The 16,677-nt window shown below is 71.8% G+C and carries 11 protein-coding genes; 6 read left to right on the forward strand and 5 right to left on the reverse strand.

The annotated features are described in order from the left end of the window. Nucleotides 1-457: 457 nt before the first annotated feature. The 4 genes from ACFFR3_RS19480 to ACFFR3_RS19495 all read right to left on the reverse strand — a co-directional run bounded on the left by ACFFR3_RS19480 (nt 458) and on the right by ACFFR3_RS19495 (nt 4,496). A complete protein-coding gene (locus ACFFR3_RS19480) occupies nt 458-2,116 on the reverse strand; it encodes an ABC transporter ATP-binding protein (RefSeq protein WP_379483574.1) in 1,659 nt (552 codons plus the stop codon). Continuing rightward, nucleotides 2,113-3,267, reverse strand: a complete 1,155-nt coding sequence (locus ACFFR3_RS19485) for an ABC transporter ATP-binding protein/permease (protein WP_379483575.1) — start codon at nt 3,265-3,267, stop codon at nt 2,113-2,115. Before ACFFR3_RS19485 ends, ACFFR3_RS19480 begins: the two co-directional genes overlap by 4 nt. 220 nt (nt 3,268-3,487) lie before the next feature. Beyond that, nucleotides 3,488-3,715 (reverse strand): hypothetical protein, encoded by a 228-nt coding sequence (locus ACFFR3_RS19490; protein WP_345408676.1) that lies wholly within the window; start codon nt 3,713-3,715, stop codon nt 3,488-3,490. A gap of 217 nt (nt 3,716-3,932) precedes the next feature. Next, nucleotides 3,933-4,496, reverse strand: a complete 564-nt coding sequence (locus ACFFR3_RS19495) for a TetR/AcrR family transcriptional regulator (protein ID WP_364382284.1) — start codon at nt 4,494-4,496, stop codon at nt 3,933-3,935. 93 nt (nt 4,497-4,589) lie between these two features. Between ACFFR3_RS19495 and ACFFR3_RS19500 the strand changes: the two genes are divergently transcribed. Continuing rightward, entirely contained in the window at nt 4,590-5,030 is a 441-nt protein-coding gene (locus ACFFR3_RS19500; protein WP_345408682.1) for a DoxX family protein, read from the forward strand. Between the two features lie 27 nt (nt 5,031-5,057). Further along, on the forward strand, nt 5,058-5,930 hold the full coding sequence (locus ACFFR3_RS19505; protein ID WP_379483576.1) for a VOC family protein: 873 nt from the start codon (nt 5,058-5,060) through the stop codon (nt 5,928-5,930). 140 nt (nt 5,931-6,070) lie between these two features. On the opposite strand, the gene ACFFR3_RS19510 is transcribed toward ACFFR3_RS19505, so the two are convergent. Next, nucleotides 6,071-7,501 carry a M20/M25/M40 family metallo-hydrolase gene (locus tag ACFFR3_RS19510; protein ID WP_379483577.1) on the reverse strand — a complete coding sequence of 477 codons (1,431 nt, stop codon included), beginning with the start codon at nt 7,499-7,501 and terminating at the stop codon, nt 6,071-6,073. Nucleotides 7,502-7,696: 195 nt separating this feature from the next. Here ACFFR3_RS19510 and ACFFR3_RS19515 point away from each other — a divergent pair, with 195 nt between their 5' ends. The 4 genes from ACFFR3_RS19515 (at nt 7,697) to ACFFR3_RS19530 (ending at nt 16,673) form a co-directional block, all read left to right on the forward strand. After that, entirely contained in the window at nt 7,697-8,104 is a 408-nt protein-coding gene (locus ACFFR3_RS19515) for a VOC family protein (protein ID WP_379483578.1), read from the forward strand. Nucleotides 8,105-8,533: 429 nt separating this feature from the next. After that, nucleotides 8,534-10,612 carry a chymotrypsin family serine protease gene (locus ACFFR3_RS19520; RefSeq protein ID WP_379483579.1) on the forward strand — a complete coding sequence of 693 codons (2,079 nt, stop codon included), beginning with the start codon at nt 8,534-8,536 and terminating at the stop codon, nt 10,610-10,612. Next, nucleotides 10,609-12,111, forward strand: coding sequence for a hypothetical protein (locus ACFFR3_RS19525; RefSeq protein WP_364382299.1), 1,503 nt, complete (start codon nt 10,609-10,611; stop codon nt 12,109-12,111). Before ACFFR3_RS19520 ends, ACFFR3_RS19525 begins: the two co-directional genes overlap by 4 nt. After that, nucleotides 12,108-16,673 (forward strand): DUF6603 domain-containing protein, encoded by a 4,566-nt coding sequence (locus ACFFR3_RS19530; protein WP_345408696.1) that lies wholly within the window; start codon nt 12,108-12,110, stop codon nt 16,671-16,673. The genes ACFFR3_RS19525 and ACFFR3_RS19530 overlap by 4 nt, the downstream gene beginning before the upstream one ends. Nucleotides 16,674-16,677: the final 4 nt, after the last annotated feature.

The raw sequence follows: 16,677 nt of genomic DNA on the forward strand, positions 1-16,677 counted from the left end.
CTCCCGAAAATGAGAATCATTTCCGGCAGACCGTATCACCACGCCGGGCTTCCGCCGCTATCGGGCGTAAGCGGTGAGACAGCCGCGCTGGTCTGCTGCCGCGTACCTGAGTGCGGGCGGGAGGGTGATGGCGCGGCCGAGTACGGCGGACCGGCCGCTCCCGGACGGTGGCCGGCCGCCGGAGTCCCGGGCGCGAGGGGGCTCGGCCGGGTTCCGTGGGCGTTCATGGTCCTGGTGGCCCTGCTGGTGGCCCTGCTGGTGGCCCTGCTGATGGCGGGGCGCTTCCTGCTCGCCCCCCACCTGACGCATCCGGCGGTGCGGACCTGGGCGCCCCAGCGGCTTCCGCGGCATGCTCACCGGCCTGGCGGAACCCGCCGTCGAGCATGGCGGTGTCGGTCAGCGGTGTGATCGGCCCGTGCGTGAACCATGCCGTCGGCCGGCGTGATCACCGGCTGCCTCACGGGCGGTGGGCGAACAGGTGGGACAGCCGCTCGCCGAGCTCGTCGTAGGAGCCTTCGGCGGCGACGCGTCCCTCTTCCAGCAGCACGATGTGGTCGGCCTGGCGGATGGTGGACAGGCGGTGGGCGATGACGAGCGTGGCATGTCCCGCGGCGGCTTGCCGGAGCGCCTCGGTGAGGCGGGCCTCGTTGTCGGGGTCGAGGTTGGCCACCGCCTCGTCCAGGACGAGCACCGGCGCGCTCGTGGCGAGCGCCCGGGCGACGGCCACCCTGGCGCGCTGGCCGCCGGACAGGGTGGCGCCCCGCTCGCCGACCGGCAGCTCCGGATCGAGGGTGAGCTGGGCGGTGCGCAGGGCGGCCGCCGCGTCGGCGCCGGGGGCGCCGAGCCGCACGTTCTCCTCGATCGTGCCGGCGAACAGGCGCACGTCCTGCGGCACGACCGTGACGTGCCGGTGCAGATCGGCGATCCGCGGCAGCGGCACGCCGCCGACCAGGATGCGCCCGCCGTCCGGGTCCCAGTAGCGCAGCAGGAGCGACACGCAGGTGGACTTGCCCGCCCCCGACGCCCCGACCAGGGCGACCGTCTGGCCGTACGGGATGCGGAAGGACACGCCGCGCAGCACGTCGGGCCCATCGGGTGTGTACCGGAAGCGCACGTCCTCGAAGACCACGTCCGGCCGTTCTGCCACCTGGAGGGGCTCGCGCGGCGGCGGCACGTTGGCGGGCGCGGTGACCAGGGTGTGCACGCGGCCGGCCACCGCGCGCAACGCGCCGTACTCCTTGAGCAGCAGCGCCACCTGCGCCGCGGGGCCGAGCGCGCCGGCGGCCAGCACCATGGCCACCGGCGCGGCGGCCGGGTTCGGGATCACTGTCGCGACCAGGAGCAGCGTCCCGGCCGCCGCGACGGCGAGGAGCAGGTCGGTGAGGGCGGCCTCCAGCCCGCCGCGCGCCGCGTCGGCCGCCTGGGCGCGGGCCAGCCGGCGGGTCCTGCGCGCCAGCAGGTCTCTGCGGCGTTCGAGCGCCCTGAAGGCGGTGAGCTCGGGCATGCCCTGGACGGTGTCGATGACGTCGGAGGTCAGCTCAGCGGTGGCGGCCCTCAGTTCGTCGCCCTGCCTGCGCGAGGTGTTACGGAACCACAGCGGCACGGCCACCACGAATGCGGCCAGCGGCAGCGACACCGTCAGCAGCAGCGGATCGATCGTCGCCGCGGCCACGCTGCCCGCGACGAGCACAGTGCCGGCCGTGATGAGCTGCGCCAGCGTGTGGGCGAACAGCCACTCCAGGGTCTCGATGTCCGACAGCGCGACCGCCGACAGGTCGCCGCTGCGGCGGCCGAGCAGGCGGGCCGGGGTGATCCTGGCGATCGCGTCGTACACCTGGCCTCTGAGCCTGGCCAGCACCAGGTAGGCCAGGTCGTGCGCGACGTAGGTCTCCCACCAGGCGGCCAGGGTGGCGACGGCGACCAGCCCGCCGAGCACGGCGCCGGCCAGGTCGAGCGGGGCGCTCTGCCCGCTGATGGCGCGGCCGACGAGCCAGGCGCCGGTCACGGTCGCGCCGAGCGCGGCGAGTTGCCCGAGCAGGTTGGAGACGAGGGTGGAGATGAAGGCGCGGCGGTGCGCGCCGACGGCGCCCGCGACCCAGCGGATGGACGGGTTCATGCCACGGTCTCCAGAGGGGTGCCGTTCTCCAGGGTCACCACGTGGTCGGCCTGGCGGATGGTGTCGGGCCGGTGGGCGATCATCAGGCAGGTACGTCCGCGCCGCACCTCGGACAGGGCCTGCTCGGTGCGCGCGTCCACGTGCGAGGTGGCCTCGTCGAGCACCAGGACGGGGGCGTCAGCCAGCAGTGCCCGCGCGATGGCCAGCCGCTGGCGCTGCCCGCCCGACAGCGTCGCCCCGCGCTCTCCCAGGGGCGTGTCGTACCCGCCGGGCAGCTCGGCGATGAAGTCGTGGGCGGCGGCCAGCCGGGCGGCGGCCATCAGGTCCTCGTCGGTGGCGTCCGGCCGGGCCAGGCGCAGGTTCTCGGCCACCGTGCCGTGGAAGAGGTAGGTGTCCTGCGCCACCACGGCGACATCGCCGCGCAGCGCGTCGAGCGTGAGGTCGCGCACGTCGATCCCGCCGATGGTGATCCTCCCCTGGTCGGGGTCGTGGTGGCGGTGCAGGAGGGCGGCGAGCGTGCTCTTGCCCGCGCCGGACGGGCCGGTCAGGGCGACGGTGCGGCCCGGCTCGACGGTGAAGGAGACGTCGCGGACGGCGGGCCGCGGGGCGCCCGGGTAGGTGAAGGTGACATGCTCGAACGTGACGGCGGGCGCGTCGGGGAAGTCGCGTCGCGTGCCCCGGTCCTCGACGGCCGGGGACGCCGCCAGCAGGGCCTCGATGCCGTCGACGGCCGTGATTCCGAGATATCCGGCGTGCCAGGCGTCGGAGAGGCCCTTCACCGGGCGGAAGCACTCCACGGCGATCACCAGGACCACGAACACTTCCCACGCGCTGCCCACGGTCGCGGCCGCGAGGATGGCCGCGGCGGCGCCCGCCTGGACGAAGAACGTGCTGATCCCGGTCTCCACCAGCGAGATCCTGAGCTGGCGCATCGTCGTCAGGTAGAGGCCGTGAGCTCGTCCGGCCAGCCGCGCGCCCAGCGTGCCGTCGGCACCGAACGCGCGCAGCGTCGCCATGCCCTGCGTCGCCTCCAGGTAGTCGGAGGCGAGCGCGGCGAACGCGGCCCACCGGCCGCGTCCCCTCCGCAGCAGGGTCGCGTCCCAGAACCGGGGATTGACCTCCTCCACCTCGTGAACGAGGGGGATTCCCACGGTCGCCCGTGAGGCTTCCTGCTTCACCGCCGGTCGCCCGCCCGAGAAAGGAACTCTCGTTGAGGTCTTACACCAGCTCCACAGGCGTTTCACCTCTCCGCCGGCCCGGCGGCGAGGATGTTTCCGATCGTTCGTCCGGTGGCTTGGTCATCGCCACCGCCGAACACACTACCGAACCCTGCGGTGCCGCACGGCGTTTTGACGCCGGTTCGCCTGACGGCTAACCGGCTGCCCCTGTCCTGCTCCGCAGGGGTCCGATTCCTCCCGCCTGAAGGCGGGAGTTTCCTCGGAGGTATCTGATGACCAGGACCCTGGCCACGGCCACGGCCAGGATCGCCGCGGCCGGCGGGTTGACCGTGAACAGCCAGCCGACCAGTGCCACCGGCACGCAGCAGGTGACGACGACCTGCGGCAGGTAGCGGCTGAAGTACGGGTCGAGTCCCTCCACGCCCTCGACCACCCGGCCTGACGGACGCGCGGTTCGCCGATCGTCGTCGCCCCCTCAGGAGCGGGCACGACCTCCCTGTCACGAGCCGGACTCCTGCCCGCCCTCCACCGGGGAATGCTGCCCGCACCTGACTCCCGCACCCGGCTCCCGCTCTTGGCCGACCGCCGTGCTCACGTCGTGCTCACGCCGTGCTCACGCCGGCCGAGCGCCCGATCGCTCATCGCAGGGCGCCGAGGACGAGGCGGATCATGGAGCGGGCCAGTGCCTCCGGGTCTTCGTAAGCGCTCTCGGGCAGCGCGCCGCTGAGCCACAGGCTGGTGAAGCCGTGCGCCAGCGACCAGGCGGCGATCGTGGTCATCCGGTCGTGCTCGGGACCAGGCGACAGGGCGCGGGCGCTGGTGATGAGCACGTTCGCGGCGCGTTCGTGCGCGGCCTGGACGGCCGGATCGTCGGCGCGGTAGAGCTCGGGCCGGAACATCACCTCGAAGTAGGGCCGATGGTCGATGGCGAAGCGGACGTAGGCGACGCCGACCTCCCACACGTCATCGGCCGCGCGCTCGAGCGCGTCGCCGAACAGCGCGAAACCCTCGACGGCCACGGCGGTCAGCAGGCCTTGCTTGTCGCCGAAGTGGTGGGCGGGCGCGGCGTGGGAGACGCCCGCGCGGCGGGCCAGCTCACGCAGGCTCCAGCCCGCCGGGCCCGACTCGCCGATGGCCTGCAGCGCGGCGTCGATGATGACGCGTTTCAGGTTGCCGTGGTGGTACTGATGGATCTCTCTCACCTCCGGGTCCGGTGCGGCGACCTCACCTTATCTTGACATTGACAAGATGCGCATCCTCCTCCAATCTTGCCAACGACAAGATTGGAGGACGGGATGGTTCCGTTCATCGCCCTCACCGGGGGCTTCGTCGTTCTGCGTCTCATCGGCCTGGCCGGTGTCGACATCCTGGACGCCTGGCAGCCGGCCCTGCGCGGCGCGCTCGCCCTGATGTTCGTCTTCACCGGCGTGCCGCACTTCCTGCCCTCATGGCGGCGCGACTTCGTCGCCATGATCCCGCCGGCGATCCCGCACAAGGAGCTCATGGTCACGCTCACCGGCGTGCTGGAGCTGGCCGGCGCCGCCGGGCTGCTGTACCCGCCGCTCGCGCCCTACGCCGCGATCGGGCTGGCCCTGCTCATGCTCGCCATGTTCCCTGCCAACGTCTCGGCCGCCCGCCGCGGTCTCACCCTGGCCGGCAAGCCGGTGACGCCCCTGCCCACCCGTACGGCCCTGCAAGTGCTGTTCATCGCCGCCGCCGTCGCAGCGGCCGCCTGACCCACCGAACTCTTGAGGACGATCCACATGACCGCCGACATCGACTCCATCGACCACACGGTGCTCATCACCACCGACCTCGCCGCGGCCGCCGCCCGCTTCGAGGCTCTCGGCTTCACGCTCAGCCCCGTCTCACCTCACCACCTGGCCGAACGACCCGGCGGCCCGCTCGTGCCCACCTGCACCGCCAACCGGTGCGCCTACTTCGGGCAGTCGTTCATCGAACTGCTCGGCATCGTCGACCCCGCCGCCCCTGACCCCTGGGGCGTTCACCAGTTGCGCCGGACCTACCGCGGCCTGCTGATGACGCTCGGCTCACGCGACATCCAGACCACCGCCGACCGGCTGCACGCCGCCCGCCTGGCCTCCACCGGCATCCGCGCGCTGGAACGCGAGGTCGCCACCCCCGAGGGCGCCCGCACGGTACGCGCCGACAGCGTCCGCATCGACGCGGGACACACCCCCGAAGGAGCGCTCCAGGCCACCCAGCACCACACCCCGCAGTACGTCCATCAGCCCCGCTACCTCGACCACCCCAACGGCGCCGTCGGCCTGCACGGCGTGCTGGTGGTCGTGCCCGACGACGAAATCGACGAGCACGAGGAGCGCTACGCCCGCCTCCTGGACGCCGACGTGTGGATCGACGGCCCCAAACACGTGCTCATGCTGCGACACGGCCGAGTGGAGATCATTGCGCAGTCCGCGCTCGGCGACGTCCTCCCTGGCCACACGGCGCCTGCCCTGCCCCTGCTGGCCGCCCACACCGTCGCCGTACGCGACCTGACCGCCGCACGCGGCCTCATCGAGCACAACATGATCGACACCCGCACCACCCCCGACGGCTTCTACGTCACCGCCGAGGACGCCTGCGGCGTACCACTCGCCTTCACCCAGAACTGACGATCCTCTCGCGTGCGGTGCGAGCGGCGTCGGCGCCGGGGGGCTGACGCGGTCACCAGGATGGCCGCCGCCAACCGTGTACTGAACATCGACGCGGATCACGCCAGGCCCCGGGTGGCCGGGGCCTTCGTCACAGGGGTTCAGGCCGGGTCGGCGGCGCGGGCGTGGGCGTCGAGGAGGTGGGCGACGGCTTCCGTCACCTGGACGGCGAACGGGATGTTCAGCCATTCGTCCGGTACGTGCGCGTTCGAGTCCGCACCCAGTGCCCCCGTGACGACGAACTGCGCCCGCGGGTACCGCCGGCCGAGCATCTCCATGAACGGGATCCCGCCTCCGATGCCCAGGTTCTGGCACGGCTTGCCGAACACGCCATCGCCGACCTGCCGCAACGCCGACGCCAGCCAGGGGGTCGTCTCAGGGGCGTGCCAGCCGTTCATCACCATGTACTCGCCGACCTCGACCTGCGCCCCGTACGGCACGTCGGTCGTGAGGATCCGCTCCAGCGCGGCCCGCGCCGCCTCGGCGTCGGCCGAAGGCGGCAGGCGGAAGCTCAGCCGCAGGGACGTCCGGTCGCGCAGCACGGCGCCCGCCACCGCCGGGTCGGGCAGGCCGGCGGCGCCGGTGATGGACAGCGTCGGCCGCCAGGTGTTGTTCAGGACGAGCTCGACCTCGTCGTCGGAGACGCGACGCATGCCAGGCAGCACCGGAAGCCGGGGCACGGCGACGTCCGGATGCCGGGCGACGAGCTCCGCCGCCTCCGCGCGCCGCTCCTCCGGGATGGGCACCACCATCTCGGGCACCTTGACCTCGCCGGTCTCCGGGTCCTCCAGCCGGTCGAGCAGCAGGCGCATGACGCGGAACGAGCTCGGCACGATGCCGCTCCCGAGCCCGGAGTGCACGCTCGCCTCCAGGACGCGCACCGTCACGGTCGCCTGCACCGCGCCGCGCAGGCTGGACGTCAGCCACAACCGCTCATAGTCACCGCCGCCGCCGTCCAGGCAGACCACCAGCGACACCTCGCCGAGCCGGTCGGCCAGATGCTCCAGGTAAGCGGGCAGGTCCGGGCTGCCGGACTCCTCCCCCGTCTCCAGCACCATGACGGCCCTGGCGTGCTCGCCGCCCGCCTCGTGCACGGCCTCCAGCGCGGTCGTGGCCGCATAGCCCGAGTAGCCGTCGTCGGCGGCACCCCGGCCGTAGAGCCGGTCGTCGCGGATCACCGCCTGCCACGGACCCAAGCCCTCCGACCAGTCACCGAGCGGCTGCTGCTTGTCGAGGTGCCCGTACAGCAGCACGGTCCCGGCCGCCGTCGCGCCCGGCGTCGCGGGCACGTCCACGAGCAGCAGCGGGGCGCGTCCGTCCAGCTGCACGACCTCGCAGCGCGCGCCGGGCAGGCCCCGCGCCGCCACCCAATCCCGTACGTGCTCGACGGCGGCACGCAGCTGCCCGTTCTCCTGCCAGGCGGCGTCGTAGGCGGGTGACACGGCGGGGATCTCGACCAGCCCGGAGAGACTGGGCAGCACGTCCGTCGTCCAGGCCTTGCCGATCGATTCGCGAAGTTTCTCAGAGTCCATCCCGCCATACTGTCGCAAGCCCCACACCACTCACGCACCTCGGGCCCTGGAGAAAGGACGCAGGTGCGCCCGGCTCTGGCCGTCGTCAGGCCGGAAGACCGACGAACCACCACGATCCAGCCCTGCACTCGGCGCGGGCTGAGCAAGACTGATCCCTTGACGGTTCAGAGACCGCCCACACGATAGGAGCCCGGTATGGCACGTCTTCAGCAGGTCGTCGTCGATTGCGAGACTCCGTCCGCGCTGGCCCGGTTCTGGGCAGCCGCGCTGGACGAGTTCGACATCCGGCCCTACGACGAGGCGGAGATCGACCGCCTCGCCTCGCTCGGCTACACGCCGGAGACCGATCCGAGCGTCATCCTCGACGGACCCCACCTCGAGATCTGCTTTCAGAAGGTCCAGCTCGAGCCGCGGTCGAAGACGCCCGTGCATTTCGACATCGTGTCCGCGGACTGGCTGGCGGAGATCGACCGCCTGGCCGGCCTGGGCGCGACCGTCAAGGAGCGGTTCGAGTCCCATGCCTGGATGCGGGATCCGGAGGGCAACGACTTCTGCGTCGTCGACGGCGATCACGGGGGCTCCGGCCTGCAGCACGGGGGCTAGTTGACGTGAAGACCTGATCCAGGTGGATCGCCGCTGGGCGGCGCCATTCCCGTACGCGGCACAAATACCACAACCGGACAAATCCCGAAATGTCACCTTGAATGCCCGAGCATTTTAGACGAAGATCTTTTCTTACATATCTGCCGACTTTTAAGTGGGTCAACTCATTTCTTCGAAATACTTGCCGCCGCCTCATTTCGCGGGTCCAATGAACTCGTAACCTGCGAGCCGAGATGCGCAGCCATCCCGACCGAATGAGGTGATGCGCGTGGCATCTCCCATGAAGGGCACCACTTCAGCCCGTTCTCGCGGGCAGACGAGATGAGTGACGATCCCGTCGGTGGTGAAGGGCGACTTTCCCTCCACGAGCTTCTCGAACCGCGCGCCGTCCCGCACTCCAGCACGCCCAGCGTGCATGCGGGAAAGGGAGTGACACGCGGCAAGCTCGGCCATTTCGACCAGGGCACAGCCGGACTGATCGTCAGGAAGCCGGGCGTGCCGGGCCGCTACATGCTGACGTGCGCGCACGTCCTCGGCCTGGCGCCGTCCGCGGACGCGGCCGAGGACACCAAGGTGGTGTACTCACCGGAGCTGAGCAAGTGCTGCGAGATCGAGTGCAACAATCCGATCGGCACCGTGGTACGGGAGACCCTTGATCAGCTGATGGACAAGTCCATCCAGGCCAAGGTCAGGATCGGCCAGGTCGATTTCGCGGTGGACGCCGCGCTCGTCGAGCTCGCCGCCAAGACGGACGCGTCCAACGAGCTGCCGAAGATCGGCATGATCGCGGGGGTCCGTGACCTCATCGCGGAATGGACGCTCTCGGCGTCCGAGCCGTCGCCCGACGGCGCGCTGTCGCTGCCCGTCGAACGCCACATCCCGGTGCAGAAGTACGGCGCGAAGACCCAGTTCTCCCGCGGCAAGATCGTCGCGCTGAAACGGGTGCCGATCAAAGAGGCCGGCGGCGAGGGACAGGCGTGGGTGTTCGAGGTCGAGGTCGTGCCTCCTCCCGGCCAGGAGCCGGTCACCGAGTACCGGCTGGACATGGAGCGGTATCTCACCGCGGACCCGACGAGCACCCCGCAGAAGATCAAGGCGCACTTCGACCAGTCCGGTCTGACCGTTACGGTCGGCGGCACCGCCGCCGTGCCGACGCTGATCGTCAGAGGCAAGCACTTCTCGGAGCCCGGAGACTCCGGCACCCCCATCGTCGACGACGACCGCAAGGTGGTGGGCATCCTCGCCCAGGGCCTCCAACAGACCATTCTCGTCACGGGGATGAGCGCCCCCGTCGAGATCCTCACCGGACGCTCCCAAGGCATCTTCGTCGGGGCCGCGTTCCAGCACCTGAACGTCGAGCTGGCTCCCCCCGGCGTGACCACGGCCGGCAACGCGGTCGCCGTTCCCGGAATGGCCATCCGGCGCGGCGGGCGCCCGCTGGACTGGTCGGCGGTCCACGCCGCATGGACCTCCCTGGAACGCAGCGAGCTGGGCGAACGACTGGGCAAGGTGATCCGCCGGCACGTGGCCGAGGTCCGTGAGCTGGTGCATCACAACCGGCGCGTCATGGTCACCTGGCACCGCCGCAAAGGGCCGGCGTACGTCAACGCCGTCCTGCGCGGCGCCGAGCGGCCGGACCGGCCGCTCCCGGCGGAGATCGACGGGGTGAGCCCGGTGGACACGCTGACCGCGATGCGCGACGTGCTGATGAGGGAGGGCAGCGAGGGGCTGCGCGCCGACCTCGCCGCCCACGGCGAGTACATCCTGGACCTGGTGCGACGGGCGACCTCGCCCGACGGGACGCTGAGCCTGCCAGGCCTCATGGGGCCGCCGGCGGTGCGGATCGTCAACGCCCGCGGTGTGCCGGGCGTCGCCTCCGTCCTCGTACGCGACGCAGGAGGCGCCCCGCACCTGCTGACCGGCCACCACGTGCTCCACGGATCCGGTGCTCAGGCCGGGGACGTCGTCTGGGCGCTGCCGTCCGACGGCGACGAGCCCGTCCGGCTGGGGCAGGCCGGGCTCGGCCACCTCGGCACCGTCAAGCATGACGGCGAGGAGTACTTCGTCGACGCCGCGCTCGTCAGGCTCGACGACGTGCGGCACCTGCCCGGCTGGCTGCGGCTCGCGCTCGCCGGTCCGTGGCCGGTGGAGGTCGCCCGCCCCGAGCCGAAGGCGCTGGTGTGCAAGCACGGGCCGGGCACCGGCCGCACCGACGGCGTCCTCCTCGACGTCGCCTACTTCGACCGGCCGTTCATCGACGGCCGCGAGTTCCGCGCGCCGGGGCAGCTGCTGGTCGGGCCGCGCGATCCAGGGCGGGCCTTCTCGACGTCGGGCGACTCGGGCGCGGCGCTGCTGGACGAGCGGCGCCGCCTCGTCGGGCTGCTCTGGGGAGCCACCGCGGGCGGCGACGGCGTCGCCTGCCCCATCGCACCGGTGCTGGACCGCCTCGGTGTGACACCGGTCGGATCGGCCGAACCCGTGGGAGCGGGCCGGGAGGAGTCGCCATGAGCACGGTGGAGAATCTCGGGGCGCCACTCCCGATGGCGGCGGCCGCTCCGCCGTTCGTCTCGGCCGGCGCGAGCATCGAGACCAATCACGGCAAAGGGCCCGGTTCGCTGGGCTGTTTCGCCCGCGACAGCAGCGGCCATCCCGTTCTGCTGAGCTGTTCCCACGTCCTGTTCCCCGGGTTCAAGGTCATCGGCGACATGGCCGTCCACTCCCCCGACTACAGCTCCTGCTGCTCGGGCGGCGTACGGATCGGCCGTCCCGTCTACGACCCGAACCAGAAGGCCCAGCCCATCGAGGGCGGCGAGTGGGTGGGCGGCTACCGCGAAGGGCAGTGGACGGGCGGCTTCAACTGGATCCCGGCCAAGGTCCGGGTGCTGGGAACGGTGGTGAACGGCCACGCCAGCGAGACCGACTGCGCGATGGCCCGGCTCGACCCCGGTGTCATGTTCCGCAACGTCTGGCAGGTCGACCTCGGTGGCACGGTGACCACGATCCCGATCAAGGGGGCGGTCACCGACGGTCTCGGCATCGGCAAGGGCCCGGTCCTGGGAACGTTGCCGAGCCACGAGCAGTATGTGCGGGTCTACAACGCCGTCAACGGGCGGCTGAAGTACGGCACCATGCTGAGCAACACGCTCACCGAGCCCGACGTCTCCGATCCCGACCGCATCATCATGCGGGTGGGGATGTCCGATCCCAGTGACCATAAGGCCGGGTCCATGACCAACGTCAATCAGTTCATGATCCTGCCGAGGCCCAGCCCGATCCCCGGGCAGTCGCTGGAGGACAGCTACCGCAACGGTGAGGAGCTGACCTTCGAAGGCGGCGACTCGGGCAGCGTGGTGATCAATCACGAGAACCGCGTCATAGCGATCATCATCCGAGCGAGCCCGATCGACAAGTTCTTCAAGCTCGACCGGTCCGCGCCCGAGTTCGCGAACGTCGGCAATCTCGGCGTCGCAACGCCCATCGGCAAGGTCCTGGAGCGGCTCCAGGTGGAGATCCCCGCCGTCGAGGACGGCTGGTCGGGCGCCGCTCCCAGCGCGGGCGCCGCGGTGCACCTCGTCGTGGGCCGGCCTCCGTCCGCGGCCGAGCTGGCCCGGCGGCGCGGGGTGGCGGAGCTCCGTGACCAGCTGCGTACCAGCCTGCTCGGGCGGCTGCTGCTGGGCAAGATCGGACAGCACCGGAGGGAGGTGCGGGAGTTGCTCAGGTCGGAACGCCACATCGCCGCCGCCTGGCAGGCCCTGCAGGGGGCGGCCTTCTACCATCACTGCGTGCGGGGCGTCCGCACTCCCGGGCACCCGATCCCGACGGTGATCAACGGCGTGAGCCGCGCCCGGCTGGCCGGCACCATGCTCTCCCTGCTGCTCCAGCACGCCGGGCCCGCGCTCCGCCGCGACCTCGAACGCTACGGGCAGAAACTCATCGACGCGCTGCTGCCGGTCGAGACGATGCAGGACGTCCCCGCCGCGCTCGCCCGCCCGCGAGCGCGGTCGTGACCGGTGAGCGGGGCAGCCTCGACGGGCTGCTCGGCCAGCTGTCCACGCTGCTGTCCCCGCTGACCGGCCTCTCCCCGGCCGGGGCGCGCGAGTTCTTCGCCGGCGTCGGGCTGCCGCTGACGGACGCGCAGGCCACCACCATCGCGCCGGCGCTCAACGCCACCACCGGATCCGTCGGCTTCCTCCTCGAGTTGCTGCGCGAGATCGAGGAAGCGGCAGAGGCCGAGCAGTGGGACGAGGTCCTGCGCCGGATCGCGCGCGCCGGCGGCCAGGTCAGCGCGGTCATCTCCGGCTTCGACGGCCTGAAGACCGCGCTGGCGGGCCTGAACCTGCCCGGCGCGGAGCCGATCCTGGCGACGTTCCCGCAGCGGGTGTTCAACCTGCTGCTCGCCGACTACCTGGGCCGGCAGCAGGGCGTCAACGAGCTGCTGGAGTTTCTGGGCGTCCTGGTGCGTACGGACCGCAACGTCGGCCTGTTCGACCCGCAGAAGCCGTTCCACACCGAGAACGACTTCCACTTCGACCGCATCGGCGGCTGGCTGCGCGAGCCGAACGCCCAACTGGCCGCCCTGTACGACTGGAACGCGCCGGGCTTCGACGGCACCAAGCTCCTCTCCGTGCTCGACCGGATCGCCGCGTACGCGGGACTGCCGTCGCTCTTCGACCAGAGCGCCACACCGCCCACCCTGGACCTGATCTTCGCCTCGTTCGTCCCGCGCGCCGACCTCGACCCGCCGGGCATCGCGCTGGAGCTGCCGCAAGGGCTGAGCACGGGATCGGTCGAGCGCAGGGGCGAGGCATGGACCTTCACGCTGCGCCTGGACGCCGACATCCCGGTGGACACGGCACTGGTGTTCCAGCCCGGCGGAGCCAAGGTCGAGCCGCCGCCCGGCACCACCGTCGCGGGAACGGCCGAGGTGACCCACAGCTACCGCCGCGATACCGCCGACCCGGTGGTCCTGCTGTCGCTGCCCGGCGGCAGCCGCATCTCGGTGGAGCAGGTGGACGTGACGCTGCGGCTGCGCGCCGAGCCGGACGGGCGGCTGGAGGTGCAGCTGGGGGCGCTGCTGCAACGCGGCAAGGTCCTCATCACCCTGGGCGGCGGTGACGGGTTCATCGCGAAGCTGCTCAGTGACGTACGGATCGAGAGCGGCTTCGAGCTGGGCGCCCGCTTCGGCCTGGCCGACGGCCTGCGCTTCGACGGCAGCGGCGGCCTGGAGGTGCGGCTCGCCTCCCACGCCGCCCTCGGCCCCGTCGACCTGTCGGCGCTCACGCTGCGGGTGGGCATCAAGGACGGCGCGTTCACCCTCGGCCTCACCACGGATCTGAAGGCCGCTCTCGGGCCGATCACGGGCGCCGTCCAGGGGCTGGGCATCGAGATCCCGTTCGCCTTGACGCCTGACGGCAAGGGCAGCCTCGGGCCGGTCGACGTGCGGCCCCGCCCGAAACCGCCGACGGGTGTCGGGCTGTCCATGGACCTCGGCATCGTCAGCGGCGGCGGGTTCCTCTTCTTCGACCCCGACCGCGGCGAGTACGCGGGCGCCCTGGCCTTCCGGCTGGCCGGGTTCATCGACGTGAAGGCGATCGGGCTGATCTCCACCCGCATGCCGGACGGCACGCAGGGCTTCTCACTGCTGATCATCCTGACGGCCGAGTTCGGCGGGATCGGCCTGCAACTGGGGTACGGGTTCACCCTGCTCGCCGTCGGCGGCCTGCTCGGACTCAACCGCGGCATGAACCTCGGGGCGCTGGCCGAAGGGGTGCGCACCGGCGGCGTCGAGTCGGTCATGTTCCCCAAGGACGTGGTCGCCAACGCGCCGCGCATCCTCAGCGACCTGCGGGCCTTCTTCCCGCCCGAGCAGGACACCTTCCTGGTCGGCCCCATGGTGAAGCTCGGCTGGGGCACCCCGACCCTGATCAGTGTCTCGGTCGGCGTCATCGTCGAGATCCCGGGCAACATCGCGATCATCGGCGTCCTGCGCTGCGTCCTGCCCGCCAAGGAGCTGCCGCTGCTGGTGCTGCAGGTCGCCTTCATCGGCGCGCTGGAGTTCGACAAGCAGCGGCTGTGGTTCTACGCCCAGCTGTTCGAGTCGCGCATCCTGTTCATGACGATCGAGGGCGGCATGGGCCTGCTCGTCGGCTGGGGCGAGGGCGACCTCGTGCTGTCGGTGGGCGGCTTCCATCCCTCGTTCAAACCGCCGCCGCTGCCGTTCCCGGTGCCGCCGCGCATCTCGGTGGACATCATCAACCAGCCGTTCGCCCGCATCCGCGTGTCCGGCTACTTCGCCGTCACCAGCAACACCGTGCAGTTCGGGGCGAGCGCCGAGCTGGTGCTGGGCTTCGAGGACTTCGGCCTGCAGGGCCACCTCAGCTTCGACGCGCTGTTCCGGTTCTCGCCCTTCGCGTTCGTCATCGACATCGCGGCGCACGTGTCGCTCAAGGCCTTCGGCGTCGGCTTGTTCAGCATCCACCTCAGGTTCCAGCTGGAGGGCCCGGCCCCGTGGCGGGCGCGCGGGCGCGGGTCGATCTCGCTGCTGTTCTTCGAGATCTCCGCGGACTTCGAGCTGACCTGGGGCGAGAGCGACAATCCGACGCTGCCGCCGATCGACGTCCTGCCGCTGCTCTGCGACGAGATCGGCAAGGTGGAGGGCTGGGCGACCAGGCTGCCGAACGGCGCCACCCAGGCGCTGGTCAACCTGCGCACGCTGCCGGAGACCGATCAGCTCGTGCTGCACCCGCTCGGCACGCTCTTCGTCCACCAGCGGCTGATCCCGCTCAACGTGCGCATCGACCGGGTCGGCGCGCAGCGGCCGCGCGACGGCAAGCGGTTCAGCATCGCGCCGGCGCCCGACAGCGGCCTGGTGCAGGTGTCGGTCCAGGACGACAAGTTCGCCATGGCGCAGTTCCAGGACGTGGACGACGCCGCCAAGCTGACCATGGCCCCGTACGAGGACCAGGACGCCGGCCTCGAACTCACCGCCCTGCAAGGGACGCTCGCCTCGGCGCGCGCGGTGCGCCGCAGCGCCCGCTACGAGCTCATGGTGATCGACAGCAAGGCTCGCGGCGCGACCGAGCTGCGGGCCGCGCGTACGGCGCCGCTGCCGGACACCGCGCCAACCCGCACGAAGCGGCTCTACAGCGTCAGCCCCGCGGTGTTCCAGCCGCTGCTCGACGGCGCCAGCACCAGCCGCTCCCCGCTGTCCCGGCACGAGGCGGCACTCCGCCAGCCTTATGCCGCCGAGGACACCCTCCAAGTAACCGGGCAGCGCTACGTCGTCGCCCACAAACGCAACAACCAGCAGGCGTTCCCGCCGATCGCCGCCGGCGCGTCGAGCTTCCGCAGCAGGACCACGGCGGCCGAGGCACTCGCCGCGTGGGTGGAGGCCGAACCGAGCCTGGCCGGCGCCCTGCACGTGATCCCTTCGTCGGAGGCCGCGGGCACCGCGCCCGTCCCCGGCGGCTGGAGCGACGGCGCGGCGCTGCCGGCCGCCGCCGCCACGGACACCGAGGTCCTGCTGTCCGGCGGCCGCGTGCTGCTCGCGGGCGGCGCGGACGCGACAGGAACACCGCTCACCACCAGTACGGTCTTCGATCCCGTGGCCGGTACGTGGACGCCGACCGGCCTACTCACGACCGCCCGCCACCTGCACTCCCTGACCCGGCTCTCCGACGGGCGAGTGCTGGCCTTCGGCGGAACGGCAGAGGACGGCTCCGCCCTGGCCGCCGCCGAGGTGTACGACCCGATCGCCGAACGCTGGACGACCGTCCCGGCGGGGACGTTCACGCCGATCGCCCGCCACGGGCACACCGCCACCCTGCTGGCCGCACAGAAGGTCCTGGTCACCGGAGGCACGGGACGCCGTGACGGCGAACCTGCCGTCCTGGACTCCGCCCACCTGTTCGACCCCGCCACGGGCACCTGGCAGGACACCGCGCCGATGACCGACGCCCGTACCGGGCATCAGGCCGTCCGGCTGCGCGACGGCCGGATCCTCGTCATCGGCGGCGCGCTGCTCACCGGCTCCGGCCGCGCCGCGCTCGCCTACTGCGAGATCTACGCCCCGGCCACCGGCACCTGGACACCGGCCGGCAGCCTCGCCACCCCGCGCGCCGGCCACCAGGCGACCCTGCTGCCGAACGGCACGGTCCTCGTCACCGGCGGCGACAGCCTCGCAGGACGGCACGGGACCACGTACAGGGCGGGCAGCCTGGACAGCGCGGAGCTCTACAACCCCGCCACCGACAGGTGGACACCGGTCGCGCCCATGCCGGGCGGGCGCAGCCGCCACCGCGCGGTCCTGCTGCCGACCGGCAAGGTGCTGGTCCTCGGCGGCACGAGCGGCCCGCGCTTCGCCGCCGGTTTCCGCAACGCCGCCACCTACGACCCCGCCACCGACACCTGGACGGGCACCGGCGCCCTGGCCGCAGGCCGCTGGGACTTCGCCGCGCTGCTCCTCACCGACGGGCGCGTCCTCGCCGCGGGCGGCCGCGTACGGGCGGGCGCGGCGGCACCGGAAGGCCAGGACGTCCTGACGCCCACGGCCGAGATCTTCACCCCATGAACGC

This window comes from Nonomuraea salmonea (assembly GCF_042428605.1).
Classification (GTDB): Bacteria; Actinomycetota; Actinomycetes; order Streptosporangiales; family Streptosporangiaceae; genus Nonomuraea; species Nonomuraea salmonea.